Here is a 16,635-nt window from a genome sequence, read left to right as displayed (position 1 = left end):
GCTACGTTATTCCACCCGCAACGGTACTCGCACCCGCACGCGGGTAAAACGTTCCGGCTCGCTGGTGACGGTGATGCCGTAGTGATGGCCGTACCGCGCCTTGATGCGCCGATCCACCAGATTCATACCCAGTCCATCGCCGCCGTTACGCGGGTTATAAGTGCCGGCGTTGTCCTCAATCGTCAGTTCCAGCATGTTGGCATAGGCGCGGGCTTCAATGTGCAGATGCCCATTGTCCAGCATTTGGGAGATACCGTGCTTGATGGCGTTTTCCACCAGCGGCTGCAAGGAAAAGGCAGGCAATCTGGCTGCTCTGAGCGATGACGGAATAGCTATCTCTACCGTCAGCAAATTGGTGAAACGTGCCTTTTCAATATCGAGATAGGCGCTGATGTGCTCCAGCTCATCATTGAGTGCGACTTCGTCGCCACTGCGTTTGAGGTTTTTGCGAAAAAAGGTCGATAGCGACAGTACCAGTTGGCGCGCCTGATCCGGATTACGACGAATCACCGCCGACAGGGTATTGAGGGCATTGAACAGGAAATGCGGATTGACCTGCGCATGTAGCAGTTTGATTTCGGATTGTGCCAACAGTTGTTTCTGCTGCTCGAAGCGTCCGGCGAAAATTTGGGCTGACAGCAGATGGCCGATGCCTTCACCCAGCAGCCGGTTAATACGGGAAAATAGCTTATTCTTCGGTTCATACAGTTTGATGGTGCCGATTACCCGTTGTTCTTCGCCGCGCAGCGGGATCACCAGTGCGGAACCGAGTTGACAGTGCGATGAGATAGCACAGCAAAAAGGTGCGTTGTTACTGTCAGCGTATACGACCTGATTGCTATCGATAGCCCGATGTGTGTGGGGGGAGGTAATCAGCGAACCGGCCAGATGGTGGTCATCGCCGGTGCCGATAAATGCCAGCAGTTTTTCCCGATCAGTGATGGCGACTGCGCCAACGCCCAGCTCTTCATACAAAATGCGCGCCACCTGCATACTGGTGCCGGAATTAAACCCTTCCCGCAATATGCCTTCGGCTCTGGCGGCAATCTGCAAAGCCCGCGTAGAGAATGTCGATGTGTAGGTTTCAAATACTGCCCGGCGGTCCAGCAGGATGCGCATAAACATGGCGGCACCGATGCTGTTGGTGACTATCATCGGTAAAGCGATGCTTTTGACCAGCGCCAGCGCATCGCCAAACGGTCGTGATAGCAGCAGGATAATACTCATCTGCAGCACTTCCACCACCAGGGTTGTGGCGGCGATGACCAGTGGCTGAAACAGCAGGTCGATGCGATAGCGTCGGGTCATGTAACGGTGCAGCAGGCCACCTGCCAATCCTTCCATGATGGTGGAAAACATACAGGCCAGCGCGGTCATGCCACCCAGCGAGTAACGATGCAAACCACCGGTCAATCCGACCAGAACCCCTACCGATGGCCCACCCAATACGCCGCCCAGCAGCGCACCAATCGCGCGGGTATTGGCGATGGAGTCACCAATGTGCAGACCGAACCAGGTACCAAGGATGCAGAACATGGAGAACGTCAGGTAGCAGATCAGTCTATGCGGCAGAGTGATGGTGACCTGCGTTAGCGGGATGAACAGGGGTGTTTTGCTTAAAAGATAGGCAATGACCAAATGGACGCATGTTTGTTGCAGCAATGACAGAATCAAATCAACCTGACTGATCATAAACGAGACACCTCCTTGTTGGGTCAGGCAATTTTACGTGCTGTTCTCTAAGGGACCCCGAACAGGATCAATATTCGCTAAGACTATGATTAATTATTTTTTCTTATGGTTTTGGGGCGCAAAAATTTATCCGATATCTCAAATCTTTTCTCTTTTCTTGACTAAGATGAATCTTAGGCTTACCTGAAGAACACTTCGCAGCGGCGAGTATTACTGCGATGTTTCATTTTCTTAGGTCAGTTCTCTTCTTGGTGGGGGCAGGCTGGTTCCTTTTCTGTTACTGCCGCGGGGCATTCGCATACCAACTCAGAATGCTGAAGAAATGGCCCGTTGCTTTAACAGCTTTACTTTATTTAGATAGTTAATTCAGAGGACGGATGCCATGTCAGGATTTTCCGATCAGAACGTCATTAATCTCCTTTTTTCCGGCCATTATGCCGATCCTTTCGCCGTATTGGGTATGCATGTCACCTCATCGGGGGTGGAGGTTCGCGCGCTTCTTCCCGATGCCAGTGATGTACAGGTAGTAGACGCACACAGTGGGCGCAAAGTAGCGAGCCTGCAGTGTCAGGACTCACGCGGTTTTTTCGCGTCGGTGATTCCCCGCCGCAAAAAACCATTCAGCTATCGGCTGGCGGTGACCTGGCAGCAGGATACACATGTCATTGATGATCCTTACCGCTTTGGCACGCTGTTGCAGGAATTGGATATCTGGCTGCTGGCGGAGGGGCGCCATTTGCGGCCATTTGAAACACTCGGCGCGCATCCATCCACGCTGGATGGCGTTGATGGCACCTGCTTTGCCGTCTGGGCGCCGAATGCCCAGCGCGTGTCGGTGGTCGGTGATTTTAATTTTTGGGATGGTCGCCGTCATCCGATGCGGCAGCGGCGTGAAAATGGCGTGTGGGAACTGTTTGTTCCCGGCGTCGGGCTGGGGCAGTTGTACAAATTCGAAGTCATCGACTGCTACGGCAATGTGCTGGTGAAGTCTGATCCCTATGCCTTCGCGTCTCAAATGCGTCCGGATACCGCATCGGTGGTCAGTGCGTTGCCGCCAGTATTGCCGGTCGATGAGGCACGAAAGCGCGCTAACGATTTGCAGTCGCCGATTTCCATCTACGAGGTGCACCTGGGTTCATGGCGGCGGCACAGCGACAATAATTTCTGGCTCAGTTACCGCGAACTGGCAGACCAACTGGTGCCCTATGTGAAAGAGATGGGGTTTACCCACGTTGAGTTGATGCCGGTGCATGAACATCCGTTTGACGGCAGTTGGGGCTATCAACCGTTGGGACTTTACGCGCCGACCAGTCGCTTTGGTTCGCCGGATGATTTCCGTTATCTGGTCAGCGCTTTTCATGACGCGGGCATCAATGTTTTGCTGGACTGGGTTTCCGGCCACTTCCCGACGGATAGCTATGGTCTGGCGCGTTTTGACGGCACCGCACTGTACGAATATGCCGATCCGAAAGAGGGCTATCATCAGGACTGGAACACGCTGATTTATAACTTTGACCGTCATGAAGTCCGTAATTATCTGTCGGGTAACGCGTTGTACTGGACTGAGCGTTTTGGTGTGGACGGGCTGCGGGTGGATGCGGTGGCGTCGATGATTTACCGCGATTACAGCCGCCGCGACGGGGAGTGGGTGCCGAACCATTACGGCGGTAAGGAGAACCTGGAAGCGATAGGATTCCTGCGCTACACCAACCAGATGCTGGGGCAAAACCACGATGGCGCGGTCACTATCGCTGAAGAGTCTACCGATTATGCCGGGGTGACATTGCCGCCGGAGCATGGTGGGCTGGGTTTTCACTACAAGTGGAACATGGGCTGGATGCATGACTCGCTGGCCTACATGCAACTCGACCCGGTGCATCGCAAATATCACCACGACCTGCTGACCTTCGGCATGTTGTATGCCTACAGCGAGAACTTCGTTCTGCCGTTGTCGCACGATGAAGTGGTGCACGGCAAGCGTTCGCTGCTCGATAGAATGCCCGGCGACGCCTGGCAGAAATTCGCCAACCTGCGCGCGTATTACGGTTTCATGTGGGCTTATCCCGGTAAAAAGTTGCTGTTCATGGGCAGCGAATTTGCGCAAGGACGGGAGTGGAACCACGATGCCAGCCTCGACTGGCACCTGCTGGATGAACCCGATGGCTGGCACGCCGGCGTGCAACAGCTGGTGCGCGACCTCAATCACTGTTACCGCCAGACCCCGCCGCTCTATCAGTGCGATTACCTGCATCAGGGGTTTGAATGGGTGGTGGTGGATGACCATGAAAATTCGGTATTTGCCTTTATTCGACGCGATGCCGACGGCAACGAAATACTGATTATCAGTAACTTTACGCCGGTGCCCAGAGAGGGGTATCGCGTCGGTATCAATCAGCCGGGGCAGTGGCGCGAAGTGCTGAATACCGATTCCTGGCATTACCACGGTAGTAACCTTGGCAATCAGGGATTGGTGCGCAGCGAAGCGGTGGGCAGCCATTCCCGGCCTCAGTCGCTGGTGTTGACGCTGCCGCCGCTCTCCACCCTGTATCTGGCGAAGGAGGCGTAATGGTTGACCTGCTGGCGGGGCGCCCACGACCGTTAGGCTCTTATTTCGATGGTGAAGGTGTGAACTTTGCCTTGTTCTCATCTGGGGCATCGCGGGTGGAGTTATGTATTTTTGATGGCCTGCGGGAGCAGCGGTTGCCGCTGATGGCCCGTACCGGCGATATCTGGCACGGCTACCTGCCGGATGCACAGCCAGGCTTGTGTTATGGCTACCGTGTAGATGGTGTGTTCGATCCGCAACGTGGGTTGCGTTTCAACCCCAACAAGCTGCTGCTTGACCCTTGCGCCCGGCAGATGGATGGCTGGGTGGTGGATGACGAGCGGCTGCACGGCGGCTACGACCAGCCCGATGCGGCGGACAGCGCTGAAGTCATGCCGCGCAGCGTGGTGGTGGATGAACGTTATGACTGGCAGGGCGACAAATTGCCGCGCACGCCCTGGAGTCAGACAGTGTTGTATGAAGCGCATGTGCGCGGGTTGACCCGGCGGCATCCACGCATTCCGGCAGCGATACGCGGCACCTACGCCGCGCTGGCTCACCCCGTGATGCTGGAGTACCTGACGCAACTGGGCGTGACCGCCCTGGAGTTGATGCCGGTCCAACAACATGCCGACGAACCCCGTTTGCAAGCGATGGGATTGCGCAATTACTGGGGTTACAACACGCTGCTGCCGTTTGCGGTGGACAGCAGCCTGGCGGCAGGGGATGACCCGCTCAACGAGTTCCGCGACACCGTACGAACACTGCACAACGCCGGGATCGAAGTGATTCTGGATGTGGTGTTCAATCACAGTGCGGAACTGGATGCAGACGGTCCGACCCTGACGTTGCGCGGCATCGATAACGTTAGCTACTACTGGCTGACGGAGGATGGCGGCTATCACAACTGGTCGGGATGCGGCAACGTGTTGCGGCTTGATAACCCGGCGGTGTTGCAGTGGGTGATTGAGTGTCTGCGGTTCTGGCACGAGGTCTGCCATGTGGATGGTTTTCGTTTTGATCTGGCGACGGTTTTGGGGCGCACGCCGGATTTTTCCGCTTCAGCCCCGTTCTTTACGGCGCTGCGTAATCACCGGTCGCTGCGCGACTGCAAGCTGATTGCCGAACCCTGGGACATCGGTCCCGGTGGCTACCAACTGGGCCAGTTTCCTGCGCCGTTTGTCGAGTGGAACGACCGTTTTCGTGACGACATGCGTCGTTTCTGGTTGCACGGCGACCTGCCTGTTGGGGTGTTTGCCCGCCGTTTTGCCGCCTCCAGCGAGGTGTTTGAGCGCAATGGTCGGCGGCCCTGGGCGTCGGTCAACATGCTGACCTCCCATGATGGTTTTACCTTGCGTGATCTGGTGTGTTTTAACCACAAACATAACCAGGCCAACGGGGAACAAAACCGGGATGGCACCAACAGCAATTTCAGTTTCAACCATGGAACCGAAGGGCTGGAAGCGGATGACGCAACGCAGGCACGGCGGCGTACCAGTCAACAGGCGTTGCTGACTACGCTGCTGTTATCGCAGGGAACGCCGATGCTGCTGGCTGGCGATGAATTTAGCAACAGCCAGCAGGGCAACAATAACGCTTACTGCCAGGACAATGCGCTGGCCTGGTTGCACTGGGATCAGGCGGATACCGATTTACTCGCGTTTACGTCTGGGTTGATCCGTTTGCGCCGCACCATTCCTGCTCTGCAGCGGGAGCACTGGTGGCGTGACGGCGAGGACGACGTACGGTGGTTGAATGCACAAGGAGAAACGCTGACACCGTACGAATGGGAGCAGGGAGAACATCGGTTGCAAATTCAGCTTTCTGAACGCTGGTTGCTGTTGGTCAATGCTGCGCCGCAGGCGAGCGATTTCTCTCTCCCTGAAGGGAAATGGCAGGTCGCACCGCCGTTTTGCACAGCAGATCATCCACTCAATGGACGTGTTTGGCGTGGGCAGGCGAATGCAGTGTGTGTACTGGTAAAACAATAAAAAAAGGAGTCTTACATGGTAAGTACTGACAAACACGATCCTCTCATGCTGGCCAGGCAGTTGCCTCTGAAATCTGTGGCGCTGATTTTGGCGGGCGGGCGTGGGACCCGGCTGAAAGACTTAACGGCGCATCGCGCCAAGCCCGCAGTGCACTTTGGCGGTAAATATCGAATTATCGATTTTGCCCTCTCTAATTGCCTAAATTCCGGTATCCGCCGAATTGGCGTGATTACCCAGTATCAGTCGCACACGCTGGTGCAGCATATCCAGCGTGGCTGGTCGTTTCTGAATGTTGAGATGAACGAATTTGTCGATTTGCTGCCGGCGCAGCAACGGCACGACGAAAACGATCACTGGTATCGTGGTACTGCCGATGCCGTATGTCACAACCTGGATATTATCCGGCGCTATGGCGCGGAATATGTCGTGATTCTGGCGGGTGACCACATCTATAAGATGGACTATTCCCGTATGTTGCTGGATCACGTGGAAAACGGCGCCGAGTGTTCGGTAGCTTGCATCCCGGTCCCCATCAGTGAAGCGCACGCCTTTGGCGTGATGAGCGTGGATAAAGACAACCGCATTATCAGCTTCGATGAAAAACCGGCCAAACCCACAGCGATGCCGGATAACCCGGATATGGCGCTGGCCAGCATGGGGATCTACGTATTTAACGCGAACTACCTGTATCGGATACTGGAGGAGGATATCTGTACCTCAGATTCCAGCCATGACTTCGGTAAAGATCTGCTTCCGAAAATTGTCGCTCAGGGCCATGCCTGGGCACACCCCTTCACGCTCTCCTGCGTTATCTCGTCTGACAATGCGCCGCCATACTGGCGCGATGTGGGAACGCTGGAAGCTTACTGGCGCGCTAACCTTGACCTGGCTTCGGTGATGCCGGAACTGGATATGTACGACCATAACTGGCCGATCCGTTCGGCAATGGAAGCGTTGCCGCCTGCCAAATTCGTACAGGACCGCTCCGGCAGCCATGGGCTGACGATGAACTCGCTGGTCTCCGGCGGATGCATTGTTTCCGGTTCGGTAGTGACGCACTCGGTGCTGTTTTCGCGGGTGCGAATTAACTCCTTCTGCAGCATCGATTCATCCGTGCTATTGCCGGATGTCAACATAGGGCGTTCATGCCGTTTGCATCGTTGCATTGTTGATCGCGCCTGCGACATTCCTGAAGGCATGGTGATTGGCGAGAACGCCGAGGATGACAGCCGTCGCTTTTATCGTTCTGAAGAAGGGATTGTGCTGGTGACGCGTGCCATGCTGGCCAGGCTCAAATCCTAGCCTGACGGTATCCGACCAATGCTGGTCGGAGGCTTGATGCTGCTCGCGTCTGGGGCGAGGGCAGCGGAATGGGAGACAAGATGCGGGTATTACATGTGTGTTCAGAGCTGTTCCCTCTGTTGAAAACCGGGGGACTGGCAGATGTAGTGGGGGCGTTGCCCAGCGCGCAGATTGAGGCGGGGATGGATGTGCGGGTGCTGTTGCCTGCGTTTCCCGACCTGAAAAAGGGGATTCCGGATACGCAGGTGGTACGGGAGCTGGATACGTTTGGCGGCCATGTCACATTACGTTACGGTCATTACAACGGGGTGGGCGTCTACCTGATCGATGTTCCTCACCTGTATGAACGGGCCGGCAGTCCTTATCACGACACCTCGTTGTTCGCCTATACAGACAACTTTCTACGTTTCGGTCTGTTGGGCTGGATGGGGGCGGAAATGGCCAGCGGCGTTGATCCGTTCTGGCGACCGGACATTGTACATGCCCATGACTGGCACGCCGGGCTGGCCTGCGCCTATCTGGCGGCGAAGGGCCGACCGGCAAAATCAGTATTTACCGTCCATAATCTGGCTTATCAGGGATTATTTGATGCCCGTCACATGTCGGATCTGCGGTTGCCGCCGGAGTACTTCCAGATGTACGGGCTGGAATTTTACGGCCAGATCTCGTATCTCAAGGCCGGGCTGTACTATTCGGATCATATCACCACCGTTAGCCCGACCTATGCCCATGAAATCACCCAGGCTGAATATGGCTACGGTATGGAGGGGTTGCTGAAATCACGGGAAGAGGCTGACCGCTTGTCCGGTATCCTCAACGGGGTGGATGACGATATCTGGAATCCGGCGCACGATTCGCTGCTCACTGCCACCTACAGCCGCGATGCGCTGGCGCGCAAGGCGGAGAACAAGCGGCACTTGCAGACGGCGATGGGGCTTAAGGTGGATGATCGGGCGCCGGTGTTCGCTATTGTCAGCCGTCTCACCAGCCAGAAAGGGTTGGATATCGCGTTGCAAGCCGTGCCGGATTTGCTGGAACAAGGGGGACAACTGGTGGTGCTGGGGGCAGGCGACGCTACCTTGCAGGAAGGTTTTCTGGCGGCGGCGGCGGCGTATCACGGTCGTGTCGGCGTACAGATTGGTTATCACGAAGCATTTTCGCACCGCATTATTGGCGGGGCGGATGTGATTATGGTTCCTAGTCGGTTCGAACCCTGTGGTTTGACTCAGTTGTATGGTCTGAAATACGGCACGTTACCGCTGGTCAGACGCACCGGCGGACTGGCGGATACCGTGGCGGATTGCTCGCTGGAAAATTTGGCCGATGGCCTGGCGAGCGGTTTTGTGTTCAGCGATTGCAATGCTGCGTCGCTGTCGCGGGCGATTCGTCGGGTTTTTGTATTGTGGTCGCGCCCTTCGCTGTGGCGCTATGTACAGCGTCAGGCAATGGCAATGGATTTTAGTTGGCAGGTTGCTGCAAAGGCCTATCGTGCGCTTTATCAACGTTTGTGGTAGTACGCATCTGTGGGAATGACATTATGAACTCTCCATTTATCTACAACTCACCTACGCTCAGCGTAGACGCGTTGAAACATTCTATCGCTTATAAGCTGATGTTTACCGTCGGCAAGGACCCCAGCGTCGCCAGTAAACATGACTGGCTGAATGCCGCCGTGCTGGCGGTACGGGATCGTATGGTAGAGCGCTGGCTGCGGTCTAATCGTGCACAGCTATCGCAGGATGTCCGGCAGGTTTACTACTTGTCGATGGAGTTCCTGCTGGGGCGTACGCTATCCAACGCTCTGCTGGCGATGGGCATGTTCGACGATCTGCGGGACGCGCTGGAAGCGATGGGGCTGGATCTGAACGAACTGCTGGAAGAAGAGGACGATCCGGCGTTGGGCAACGGCGGCCTTGGTCGGCTGGCAGCCTGTTTTCTCGACTCGCTCGCCACCATGGCGCTGCCGGGACGCGGTTACGGCATCCGTTACGAATATGGCATGTTTCGGCAAAATATTATCGACGGCAAGCAGGCGGAATCACCGGATTACTGGCTGGAATATGGTAACCCGTGGGAATTTGTTCGCCACAGCACCCGCTACAAAGTGCGCTTTGGTGGCCGCATCCAGCAGGAAGGCAGTAAAACCCGCTGGCTAGAAACTGAGGAGATCATTGCCTGCGCTTATGATCAGATAATCCCCGGTTTTGATACCGACGCCACCAATACCCTGCGGCTGTGGGCGGCGCAGGCCAGTAACGAAATCAACCTCGGTAAATTCAATCAGGGTGACTATTTCGCGGCGGTGGAGGATAAAAACCACTCCGAAAACGTGTCGCGTGTGCTGTACCCCGATGACTCTACATATTCTGGCCGCGAACTGCGCTTACGTCAGGAATACTTTCTGGTGTCCGCTACGGTGCAGGATATTCTCAGCCGCCATTGGATGATGCATAAAACCTACGCCAATCTGGCGGAAAAATTTGCTATCCATCTCAATGATACTCACCCGGTGCTGGCGATTCCGGAACTGATGCGCTTGTTGATCGACGAGCACAAGTTCACGTGGGATGCGGCCTGGGAGGTTGTCACCAAGGTATTCTCCTACACTAACCACACCCTGATGGGGGAAGCGCTGGAGACATGGCCGGTCGATATGATGGGCAAAATCCTGCCGCGCCATCTGCAACTGATCTTTGAAATCAACGAACGTTTTCTGGAGGATGTGCAGGCGCGTTTCCCGAACGACAACGCGTTGCTGACGCGGGTATCGATAGTGGATGAAACCCATGGACGCAAAGTTCGTATGGCATGGCTGGCCGTGATCTGTAGCCATAAGGTGAATGGGGTGTCTCAGTTACATACTGACCTGATGGTACAGTCGCTGTTTGCCGATTTCGCTCGTATTTACCCGGACCGTTTTTGTAACAAAACCAATGGCGTGACTCCCCGGCGCTGGCTGTCGCTGGCGAACCCGTCACTGTCTAAAGTGTTGGATGACGCGATTGGCAAAACCTGGCGCACGGACCTGAGCCAACTGGAAGACCTGAAGCCGCATATCGATTTTCCCGCTTTCCTGCAGAAGGTACGTAAGGCCAAACAGGAAAACAAAAAGCGGCTGGCGATATACATTGCTCAGCATCTGGATATTGTGGTGGACCCGAATGCGCTATTTGATGTGCAGATCAAGCGTATTCACGAGTACAAACGCCAGTTGCTCAACGTGTTGCACCTGATAACGCTGTACAACCGCATCAAGGATGACCCGGATCTGGAGCGCGTACCGCGCGTCGCCATCTTTGCCGGTAAAGCGGCATCGGCGTATTACATGGCCAAACACATCATTCATCTGATCAATGATGTCGCCAACGTGGTGAACAACGATCCGGTAGTGAAAGACAAACTGAAAATTGTCTTTATCCCGAATTACGGCGTGAGTCTGGCGCAGATCATTATTCCGGCGGCTGACCTGTCGGAGCAGATCTCGCTGGCGGGTACCGAAGCGTCTGGCACCAGTAATATGAAATTTGCGCTCAACGGCGCACTGACTATCGGTACGCTGGACGGTGCCAACGTCGAAATGCGTGAACGGGTCGGGGAAGAGAATATCTTCATTTTTGGCAATACGGCGGAGCAGGTGGAAGAATTACGTCGTAACGGTTACAACCCGCGTGAATTCTACAATCAGGACGAAGAGTTGCACCGGGTGCTGACGCAAATAGCGACCGGCGTGTTCAGCCCGGACGATCCACACCGCTATGCTGATTTGTTTGATTCACTGGTCAATTTCGGCGATCACTATCAACTACTGGCGGATTATCGCAGTTATGTGGATAGCCACGACAAAGTGGACGAGGTATACCGCGATGAAGATGAATGGACGCGTCGTACCTTGCAAAACATTGCCAATATGGGCTATTTCTCCTCTGATCGCACTATTCAGGAATATGCCGATGACATCTGGCATATCAAGCCGACACGGTTGTAGGTTGAAAATAGAATAACGAGCGATGGAAAGTAGTGAAACGGCTTCCACATGGAAGCCGTTTTTCTTTGGGATTAACCCGCTTTCGCTAACTGGCTGCGGTAGCTGGCAAGCCAGTCGGCGACGCGCTGCTTTTGGGCGTCGTCCAGCCACATGCCGAGCTTGGTGCGGCGCCAGATAGCGTCTTCCAGCGACACAACCCACTCATGTTCTACCAGATAGCGTAACTCGGCTTCGTACAGGTTATGACCGAAATGTTCGCCCAGATCGCTTAAGGCTTGCGCATTACCGAGAATTTTCTCGCTCTGAGTACCGTAGGTACGGCTGTAACGGCGCGCCAGCGCTTCCGGCAGGTTATAACGGCGGCGTAATGTCGCGGCATAATCTTCACGGTTGCCGCTGATGTCGCCACCGGGCAGAATCGCGTTGCGAGTCCACGCTTGTCCGGCCTGCGGGTAGTACTTCACCAGCTTTTCCAGTGCATGTTCGGCTAATTTGCGGTAGGTGGTCAGTTTGCCGCCGAACACCGACAACAGCGGCGCCTTACCGTTTTCATCGGCCACTGACAACGTGTAGTCGCGGGTGATGGCTTGCGGTGAATCCGATTCGTCGTCGCACAGCGGGCGTACACCCGAATACGTCCAGACGATATCGTCGCGCGTCAGCTGCTTTTTGAAGTGATCGTTATACACATCCAGCAGGTAACGAATTTCGTTGTCATCGATCTTCACCTGATGCGGATCGCCGTGGTACTCCACATCCGTGGTGCCGATGATGGAAAATTCGTCCTGCCACGGAATCACAAACACAATACGGTGGTCTTTATTTTGCAGGATGTAGGCTTGTTGTTCCTGATGCACGCGCGGAACAACGATATGGCTGCCTTTGATCAGACGAATGCCGTACGGCGATGGTAGCGCCAGACCGTCGTCAAAGAACTGGCGTACCCACGGGCCGGTCGCGTTGACCAGTCCTTTTGCCTGCCAGCGGTGGGTTTCACCACTGTGCGTATCTTCAGCATCGACGATCCACAGGCCGTTTTCACGGTGGGCGCGGGTGACTTTCATGCGCGTTTTCACCTCGCCGCCGCGGCGTACCACTTCCTGCGCGTTCAGCACCACCAGACGTGCATCGTCCACCCAGCAGTCGGAATATTCGAAACCGCGCGTCAGTTCCGGCTTCAATACAGATTCATGACCAAACCGCAACCCGTGACTGGACGGCAGGCTAACGCGTTTACCCAAATAGTCATACATGAACAGACCGGCGCGGATCATCCAGGCCGGGCGCAGATGCGGTTGGTGCGGCAAGCGAAAACGCATCGGGAAAATGATGTGCGGCGCCATCTTTAGCAGCACTTCGCGTTCAGATAAGGCTTCGCCCACCAGGCGGAACTCGTAATGTTCCAGATAGCGCAGGCCGCCGTGAATCAGCTTTGAACTGGCGGAAGAGGTGGCGCAAGCCAGATCCTGTGCCTCCAGCAGCAGGACGGACAGCCCACGACCGGCGGCATCCGCTGCGATGCCAGTACCGTTAATGCCTCCGCCGATCACGATCAGATCTTGGGTTTCCACGTTTTCTCCTCCGCCACGTCAAAAGCTGTGATAGTCGTAAAAAATCTACAATGTTCGTTTTCGCTCACGATATTAATCGAAAACAAACATGTTAGCCAAGCGTTAACCAATTAAAAACATTTGTGCGTGATGTTGCTAACAGTTTCTCGTCTGATTTGATTAAAAATAATGCCTCCTGTGCTGACTCGTGCGATGACTTTTCCTGCAACGTGGCACTATACCCCTGATGTTTGCCCGGTCTATCTGGGCAGTGGGTGGGTTACAATGCTGGCAATTTCAGTCGTACCCGCTGATAACCCCCCCTTTTATATTAAGCAGTATTAAGAAAGACGAGGCAGACTATGGAGCAGTTTGAGGCAATCGATATTGAGCAGGCGTATCAGCGCTGGCAGCAAGGTCAGGTGCTGGTGGATATTCGTGACCCGCAGAGTTTCGGCGCTGCGCATGTACCAGGTTCAACTCATCTTACCAATGAAACGCTGTCCGATTTTGTGCGCGGCGCTGATTTTGAGCAGCCGGTGATGGTGATGTGCTACCACGGCATCAGCAGCCGTAATGCGGCGGATTACCTGTTAAGTCTTGGCTTTGAAGCGGTGTATAGCGTGGATGGCGGTTTCGATGCCTGGCAAAAACGCTTTCCGCAGGATGTGGCGGCAGGGTAATCCTGAACCGGTATGGCACCTGACGCGCCATACCGTCTGTTTATAAAGCCGTCTGTTTACAAAACCAGCTGGTTATCAAACTGCAATCGGTTTTTTAACAAACAAGCCGTAGCTCAATGCACCCAGCATCAGCAAGCCTGCGCCCAGAAAGAAGACATTGGTGAATACCCCAGTGGCATCCAAAATCACGCCGGTGATGATAGGAGCGCTGGCCGCGCCGAGAAAACCACCGAAATTCTGAATCGCTCCGAGTGACGCTACCTGTTCTTTAGGGGCGATGTCGGTCGCCAGCGTCCAGATGACACCGGAAGGCAACTGCGAGCAGAAATAACCCAATGACAGCAGCAAAATAGACAGCGAGGTGTTGCTGACAAACGGAATCGGCGCGACAAAACAGGCTGCCAGTGCCGCCCCCATGACGATCGGAATTTTACGGGCGGTAATGGTGTTGACGCCGCGACGGATCAGACGATCAGAGATGGCCCCGCCGCACAGCACGCCGAGAATACCGGCGAGGAACGGAATAGAGGCGATCCAACCGGTTTGTTTCAGCGTAAAGCCGAGGGATTTTTCCAGATAACCCGGCAGCCAGGTCAGATAAACCCAGATGGTGAACATGATGGAGAAATTACCCAGAATCATGAACCAGGTGGTTTTATGGCGGAAAAGTGCTCCCCAGCCTTGTCGGGCTTTTGCTGCGTCATGGCCGGGCGCTGTTGTCACTGCGGTGTCAGCGTGGATGTTGCGCTCTTCGGCCTCTGTTGGTTCACGGTAAAACTTCAGCCAGATAATCAGCAACGGAATGCCAGCCAGACCAATGGCAATAAACATACCCCGCCAGCCCAGCGTCAGCAGCAGCACGGTCAAAATCGGCGGCGCAATGGCGTTGGCTATCTGTGAGCCGGTATTGATGATGGCGGTCGGCAGGCCGCGTTCGCGGGCAGAAAACCAACGATGGGTGATTTTAATGCCTGACGTAAAAAAGGGCGATTCAGCGATACCCAGCAACATGCGTAAGCCATAAAACATAGAATAGCCGTTGATGAATCCAGCCAGCACGGTAAAGGCTGACCATAACCCTACTGCGCCGGAAAACATCTTTTTCGGCCCCAGTTTGTCCACCAGCCAGCCTGCCGGCAGGTTGGCGAGTGCATAAGGCCACAGGAAGGCGGACAGTAGCAACCCCATCTGAGTGGCGCTAAAACCGAATTCTTTGGCGATGGTGGTATTGGCAATACTTAAGTTGGCGCGGTCAAGGTAATTGATGACCGCCGCCATCAACAGAATGAAAATGATCCCCCAGCGTAAGCGGGTAATCGGCGAGGCAGGGATAACCCTATTATCTTGTAAGGCAGAAGTCGTATTTTTCATAATAATCAGCAATCCGTAAATAAACTGATGTGAATTTTAATAACTGCTTTTCGAATAAAAGAGGGACCATTGCTTTGGCAACATGGCCGATGTAGATCTTCCGGAAAGAAAACGGCAAACATGCCGGGTGTTAATGAAATAAAACTCTCGTTTTGCGTTTCACGATAAAAAACAATATCGTGATGTTCGCTTTTATCTTCAATCACGCTATTACGACGGCTACCTCGCGCAACGCCGATAGTTTCTTCTCCCTGTAATAAATATTGAATGTCAACATACTGGAAATGCGATTCTGCCAGCCTGTCCGTGGCCGGTTCGGTGGTGAATTCCTGTAATAAGCAGAACATTTTTCCGGGGATAATGTCATATTTCCCGGTCGCCATAACGGCGAAATCGGTTGTAGAGATATAATCGATGGCTTGATGAATAATGGGATGTAACGCGTATTTTTCCAGAGCCCAGTTTTGTTGATCGCAAATAATCATAGTGGGTTATTCCTGGTGAGCGACAAGGTTGTGTCATTAAACCGGCAGGTGGGATATTTCCACCTCCCGGACAATACGCCGGTAAAAAAAGTGACGTTATCGTTATTAGATTTTTTGTTGGTAATGCTCGGTTCCCTGACGAATTTGATCCAGGATCACCGACAAGGCCCAGAATTTTTCCAGCACATTATCGCCGGTGACCCGGCAGTGATCGTGCTCGAAAGTTCCCAGACGCTGGTGGTAAATTTTGGCGTTTTTGGGGTAGCCCAACGTTTCGGTCACTGCCGCCAATGACAGGAAGGTCGCCAGTTCCTGCGCCAGTTCTGGTTGCTGATGGCTTTGGGAATAAAGCCACTGATATAGCTCCGGGTGGAAATTGGTGAACACGCCGCTAAAGCCTTTGGAACCGGCGCGCATTGCCGGAAACGCGATGGCGGCGTTGGCGTTGATGATATTCAGCGGTGTGCCGGCAGTGAGTTTCACCCGGCGTTCTACCGTTGGCAGGTCGCAGCTCACGTCTTTGAGTACCACAAAGCGGCCACTGTTGGCGCAGTGCATCAATTCTTCATCGGTTAACAGACGGCGATACGGCGCCGGGCACTCGTACAGGCCGAGCGGCAACGTTGCAGGCAGGGATGCCAGCAAGGTCTCCAGCGTCTCAAAGAACGTCGCCGATCCCTGGTTTTTCGGGTCCAGATGGTTGGTGACCAACACCAGTGCGTCGATGCCGGTTTCCGCCATCGCTTGCAATTCGGCTATCTGGTTATTGATGTCGTCGCTGATGTGACCGGAGGCGATAACCGGTATGCGTCCTGCGACCTGTTCTACCACGAAATGCGCCAGATTTACGCGCTCCTCCAGGCTGAGAAACAGCATTTCGCTGGACTGGCAGACCGCGAACAGCGCGTCCACGCCTTTGTCCAGATACCAATCGATCAATTTCGCCAGACCGGGGTAGTCTATTTCATTGCTGGTGTTAAACGGGGTCAGCATGACGGGAACGATGCCTTCGATGCTTTTCATTTTCTTGC

Annotated in this window: 11 protein-coding genes; 6 read left to right on the top strand and 5 right to left on the bottom strand. The window is 54.5% G+C overall.

Annotated elements, in window-relative coordinates:
- Positions 1-6 precede the first annotated feature (6 nt).
- Complete coding sequence (locus Dpoa2040_RS14945) at positions 7-1,692, bottom strand: sensor histidine kinase (RefSeq protein WP_168641765.1); 1,686 nt, start codon at positions 1,690-1,692, stop codon at positions 7-9.
- A gap of 382 nt (positions 1,693-2,074) precedes the next feature.
- Here Dpoa2040_RS14945 and glgB point away from each other — a divergent pair, with 382 nt between their 5' ends.
- The 5 genes from glgB (at position 2,075) to glgP (ending at position 11,515) form a co-directional block, all read left to right on the top strand.
- Positions 2,075-4,258 (top strand): 1,4-alpha-glucan branching protein GlgB, encoded by a 2,184-nt coding sequence (gene glgB / locus Dpoa2040_RS14940; RefSeq protein WP_042873228.1) that lies wholly within the window; start codon positions 2,075-2,077, stop codon positions 4,256-4,258.
- Positions 4,258-6,228, top strand: a complete 1,971-nt coding sequence (gene glgX / locus Dpoa2040_RS14935; RefSeq protein ID WP_168641764.1) for a glycogen debranching protein GlgX — start codon at positions 4,258-4,260, stop codon at positions 6,226-6,228. The genes glgB and glgX overlap by 1 nt, the downstream gene beginning before the upstream one ends.
- 15 nt (positions 6,229-6,243) lie before the next feature.
- Positions 6,244-7,530 carry a glucose-1-phosphate adenylyltransferase gene (gene glgC, locus Dpoa2040_RS14930; RefSeq protein WP_168641763.1) on the top strand — a complete coding sequence of 429 codons (1,287 nt, stop codon included), beginning with the start codon at positions 6,244-6,246 and terminating at the stop codon, positions 7,528-7,530.
- A gap of 80 nt (positions 7,531-7,610) precedes the next feature.
- Entirely contained in the window at positions 7,611-9,044 is a 1,434-nt protein-coding gene (gene glgA, locus Dpoa2040_RS14925) for a glycogen synthase GlgA (protein ID WP_168641822.1), read from the top strand.
- A 23-nt stretch (positions 9,045-9,067) separates the two neighbouring features.
- A complete protein-coding gene (glgP, locus tag Dpoa2040_RS14920; RefSeq protein ID WP_042873220.1) occupies positions 9,068-11,515 on the top strand; it encodes a glycogen phosphorylase in 2,448 nt (815 codons plus the stop codon).
- A gap of 71 nt (positions 11,516-11,586) precedes the next feature.
- On the opposite strand, the gene glpD is transcribed toward glgP, so the two are convergent.
- Positions 11,587-13,086, bottom strand: a complete 1,500-nt coding sequence (glpD, locus tag Dpoa2040_RS14915) for a glycerol-3-phosphate dehydrogenase (RefSeq protein ID WP_168641762.1) — start codon at positions 13,084-13,086, stop codon at positions 11,587-11,589.
- A gap of 341 nt (positions 13,087-13,427) precedes the next feature.
- Between glpD and glpE the strand changes: the two genes are divergently transcribed.
- Positions 13,428-13,748 carry a thiosulfate sulfurtransferase GlpE gene (gene glpE, locus Dpoa2040_RS14910; protein WP_042873215.1) on the top strand — a complete coding sequence of 107 codons (321 nt, stop codon included), beginning with the start codon at positions 13,428-13,430 and terminating at the stop codon, positions 13,746-13,748.
- A 75-nt stretch (positions 13,749-13,823) separates the two neighbouring features.
- On the opposite strand, the gene Dpoa2040_RS14905 is transcribed toward glpE, so the two are convergent.
- From Dpoa2040_RS14905 to Dpoa2040_RS14895, 3 genes are all read right to left on the bottom strand, one after another.
- A complete protein-coding gene (locus tag Dpoa2040_RS14905) occupies positions 13,824-15,119 on the bottom strand; it encodes an MFS transporter (protein ID WP_168641761.1) in 1,296 nt (431 codons plus the stop codon).
- Positions 15,120-15,124: 5 nt separating this feature from the next.
- Positions 15,125-15,604, bottom strand: coding sequence for a YhcH/YjgK/YiaL family protein (locus tag Dpoa2040_RS14900; RefSeq protein WP_168641760.1), 480 nt, complete (start codon positions 15,602-15,604; stop codon positions 15,125-15,127).
- 105 nt (positions 15,605-15,709) lie between these two features.
- Positions 15,710-16,627 (bottom strand): dihydrodipicolinate synthase family protein, encoded by a 918-nt coding sequence (locus Dpoa2040_RS14895; RefSeq protein WP_168641759.1) that lies wholly within the window; start codon positions 16,625-16,627, stop codon positions 15,710-15,712.
- Positions 16,628-16,635 lie beyond the last annotated feature (8 nt).

Origin of the sequence: Dickeya sp. CFBP 2040 (genome assembly GCF_012273755.1) — a bacterium.
GTDB lineage: Bacteria > Pseudomonadota > Gammaproteobacteria > Enterobacterales > Enterobacteriaceae > Dickeya > Dickeya poaceiphila.
This window is presented reverse-complemented; position numbering and strand designations above follow the sequence as displayed.

What these genes read in the sequence shown, in the direction of transcription:
- Dpoa2040_RS14905 (WP_168641761.1), bottom strand. Translation starts at nt 15,119, where the DNA reads ATGAAAAATACGACTTCTGCCTTACAAGATAATAGGGTTATCCCTGCC.
- glgA (WP_168641822.1), top strand. Translation starts at nt 7,611, where the DNA reads ATGCGGGTATTACATGTGTGTTCAGAGCTGTTCCCTCTGTTGAAAACC.
- glgB (WP_042873228.1), top strand. Translation starts at nt 2,075, where the DNA reads ATGTCAGGATTTTCCGATCAGAACGTCATTAATCTCCTTTTTTCCGGC.
- glgX (WP_168641764.1), top strand. Translation starts at nt 4,258, where the DNA reads ATGGTTGACCTGCTGGCGGGGCGCCCACGACCGTTAGGCTCTTATTTC.
- Dpoa2040_RS14945 (WP_168641765.1), bottom strand. Translation starts at nt 1,692, where the DNA reads ATGATCAGTCAGGTTGATTTGATTCTGTCATTGCTGCAACAAACATGC.
- glpE (WP_042873215.1), top strand. Translation starts at nt 13,428, where the DNA reads ATGGAGCAGTTTGAGGCAATCGATATTGAGCAGGCGTATCAGCGCTGG.
- glgC (WP_168641763.1), top strand. Translation starts at nt 6,244, where the DNA reads ATGGTAAGTACTGACAAACACGATCCTCTCATGCTGGCCAGGCAGTTG.
- Dpoa2040_RS14900 (WP_168641760.1), bottom strand. Translation starts at nt 15,604, where the DNA reads ATGATTATTTGCGATCAACAAAACTGGGCTCTGGAAAAATACGCGTTA.
- glgP (WP_042873220.1), top strand. Translation starts at nt 9,068, where the DNA reads ATGAACTCTCCATTTATCTACAACTCACCTACGCTCAGCGTAGACGCG.
- Dpoa2040_RS14895 (WP_168641759.1), bottom strand. Translation starts at nt 16,627, where the DNA reads ATGAAAAGCATCGAAGGCATCGTTCCCGTCATGCTGACCCCGTTTAAC.